The organism is Acinetobacter sp. YH18001, assembly GCF_013416975.1.
Taxonomy (GTDB): domain Bacteria; phylum Pseudomonadota; class Gammaproteobacteria; order Pseudomonadales; family Moraxellaceae; genus Acinetobacter; species Acinetobacter pseudolwoffii.
Window position 1 is genome coordinate 1 of sequence record NZ_VPEU01000095.1, and the last position, 3,048, is coordinate 3,048.

2 tRNA genes and 2 rRNA genes are annotated in these 3,048 nt (G+C 48.9%); all 4 read right to left on the reverse strand.

The annotated features are described in order from the left end of the window. Positions 1–1,020: ribosomal RNA gene (locus FTV48_RS14290) — 23S ribosomal RNA — on the reverse strand; the annotation flags it as partial. 413 nt (positions 1,021–1,433) lie between these two features. After that, positions 1,434–1,509, reverse strand: a tRNA-Ala gene (locus FTV48_RS14295). Positions 1,510–1,580: 71 nt separating this feature from the next. Further along, a tRNA-Ile gene (locus tag FTV48_RS14300) sits at positions 1,581–1,657 on the reverse strand. 60 nt (positions 1,658–1,717) lie between these two features. Further along, a 16S ribosomal RNA gene (locus FTV48_RS14305) occupies positions 1,718–3,048 on the reverse strand; the annotation flags it as partial.

The window sequence follows — 3,048 nt, forward strand, 5'->3', positions numbered from 1 at the left end:
TTTCCCACTTAACTATAATTTTGGGGCCTTAGCTGGCGGTCTGGATTGTTTTCCTCTTGACTACGGACGTTAGCACCCGCAGTCTGTCTCCCGGATAGTACTCATTGGTATTCGGAGTTTGCATCGGTTTGGTAAGTCGGGATGACCCCCTAGCCGAAACAGTGCTCTACCCCCAATGGTATTCGTCCGAGGCGCTACCTAAATAGCTTTCGGGGAGAACCAGCTATCACCAAGTTTGATTAGCCTTTCACCCCTATCCACAAGTCATCCCCTGGCTTTTCAACGACAGTGGGTTCGGTCCTCCAGTTAGTGTTACCCAACCTTCAACCTGCTCATGGATAGATCACCTGGTTTCGGGTCTATACCCAGCAACTAATGCGCCCTATTAAGACTCGGTTTCCCTACGGCTCCCCTATTCGGTTAACCTTGCTACTGAATATAAGTCGCTGACCCATTATACAAAAGGTACGCAGTCACCGAACAAGTCGGCTCCCACTGCTTGTATGCATGCGGTTTCAGGATCTATTTCACTCCCCTCACAGGGGTTCTTTTCGCCTTTCCCTCACGGTACTGGTTCACTATCGGTCAGTCAGGAGTATTTAGCCTTGGAGGATGGTCCCCCCATATTCAGACAAGGTTTCACGTGCCTCGCCCTACTCGACATCATCATATAAGCCCTTTCGTGTACAGGACTATCACCGTCTACGGTCGCACTTCCCAGAGCGTTCCACTAGAACTTATATGACTTAATGGGCTCTTCCCCTTTCGCTCGCCGCTACTGAGGGAATCTCAATTGATTTCTTTTCCTAAGGGTACTGAGATGTTTCACTTCCCCTCGTTCGCCTTGCATGACTATGTATTCATCATGCAATACCTACCTTATGGTAAGTGGGTTTCCCCATTCAGACATCTCCGGATCACAGGATATTTGCCGCCTCCCCGGAGCTTTTCGCAGGCTATCACGTCTTTCTTCGCCTCTGACTGCCAAGGCATCCACCACATGCACTTAATTACTTGACTATACAACCCCAAACAGTCGTTCATCCTTACAAGCAGGATGAGCAACAGATTAACCAATCACTCAGTCAATCATACAGTTGGCGTCTTGTGCATTTAAGCACTGTACAGCTTCAATTAGATTCATATACCAAAACGCTTGATTCAGTTAATCGCTAGTTTCTCAGTTCTGCATCTTCATTCAAACATGTCACTTGCGTGTCACATTTTAATGTCAATTTAGTTCTGAGCCTTAAACAATTTATTTCAACTCAAATATATTCTGTTAATGATTGATCTAGCCTTCGTCAGGTCTAGACGCTGTGATAAATCACAGAGCTTAATAACAATGCCGCGTAGTATACGCAACTTAATCACTAAGCTCTATAAGCTATCAAACTGTTTGCTTAATGTTTGATACATTGCGAAGCAATGTATGGTGGAGACTAGGAGAGTCGAACTCCTGACCTCCTGCGTGCAAAGCAGGCGCTCTACCAACTAAGCTAAGTCCCCAGCTTATCAATAAGTCAATGTATCGTTCCGTTCTGTTTGCTTCAGCACTTGCATGCTGCGTTAGTCAGATTTGGTGGGTCTGACAAGACTTGAACTTGTGACCCCACGCTTATCAAGCGTGTGCTCTAACCAACTGAGCTACAGACCCTCAGATACATCGTATGAAGAACAACTTGTTGTGGATTCTTACCAATCGTCAATCTTTCGTTAAGGAGGTGATCCAGCCGCAGGTTCCCCTACGGCTACCTTGTTACGACTTCACCCCAGTCATCTGCCACACCGTGGTAAGCGTCCTCCTTGCGGTTAGACTACCTACTTCTGGTGCAACAAACTCCCATGGTGTGACGGGCGGTGTGTACAAGGCCCGGGAACGTATTCACCGCGGCATTCTGATCCGCGATTACTAGCGATTCCGACTTCATGGAGTCGAGTTGCAGACTCCAATCCGGACTACGATCGGCTTTTTGAGATTAGCATCCTATCGCTAGGTAGCAACCCTTTGTACCGACCATTGTAGCACGTGTGTAGCCCTGGTCGTAAGGGCCATGATGACTTGACGTCGTCCCCGCCTTCCTCCAGTTTGTCACTGGCAGTATCCTTAAAGTTCCCGGCTTAACCCGCTGGCAAATAAGGAAAAGGGTTGCGCTCGTTGCGGGACTTAACCCAACATCTCACGACACGAGCTGACGACAGCCATGCAGCACCTGTATGTAAGTTCCCGAAGGCACCAATCCATCTCTGGAAAGTTCTTACTATGTCAAGACCAGGTAAGGTTCTTCGCGTTGCATCGAATTAAACCACATGCTCCACCGCTTGTGCGGGCCCCCGTCAATTCATTTGAGTTTTAGTCTTGCGACCGTACTCCCCAGGCGGTCTACTTATCGCGTTAGCTGCGCCACTAAAGCCTCAAAGGCCCCAACGGCTAGTAGACATCGTTTACGGCATGGACTACCAGGGTATCTAATCCTGTTTGCTCCCCATGCTTTCGCACCTCAGTGTCAGTATTAGGCCAGATGGCTGCCTTCGCCATCGGTATTCCTCCAGATCTCTACGCATTTCACCGCTACACCTGGAATTCTACCATCCTCTCCCATACTCTAGCCAACCAGTATCGAATGCAATTCCCAAGTTAAGCTCGGGGATTTCACATTTGACTTAATTGGCCACCTACGCGCGCTTTACGCCCAGTAAATCCGATTAACGCTTGCACCCTCTGTATTACCGCGGCTGCTGGCACAGAGTTAGCCGGTGCTTATTCTGCGAGTAACGTCCACTATCCTAGAGTATTAATCTAAGTAGCCTCCTCCTCGCTTAAAGTGCTTTACAACCAAAAGGCCTTCTTCACACACGCGGCATGGCTGGATCAGGGTTCCCCCCATTGTCCAATATTCCCCACTGCTGCCTCCCGTAGGAGTCTGGGCCGTGTCTCAGTCCCAGTGTGGCGGATCATCCTCTCAGACCCGCTACAGATCGTCGCCTTGGTAGGCCTTTACCCCACCAACTAGCTAATCCGACTTAGGCTCATCTATTAGCGCAAGG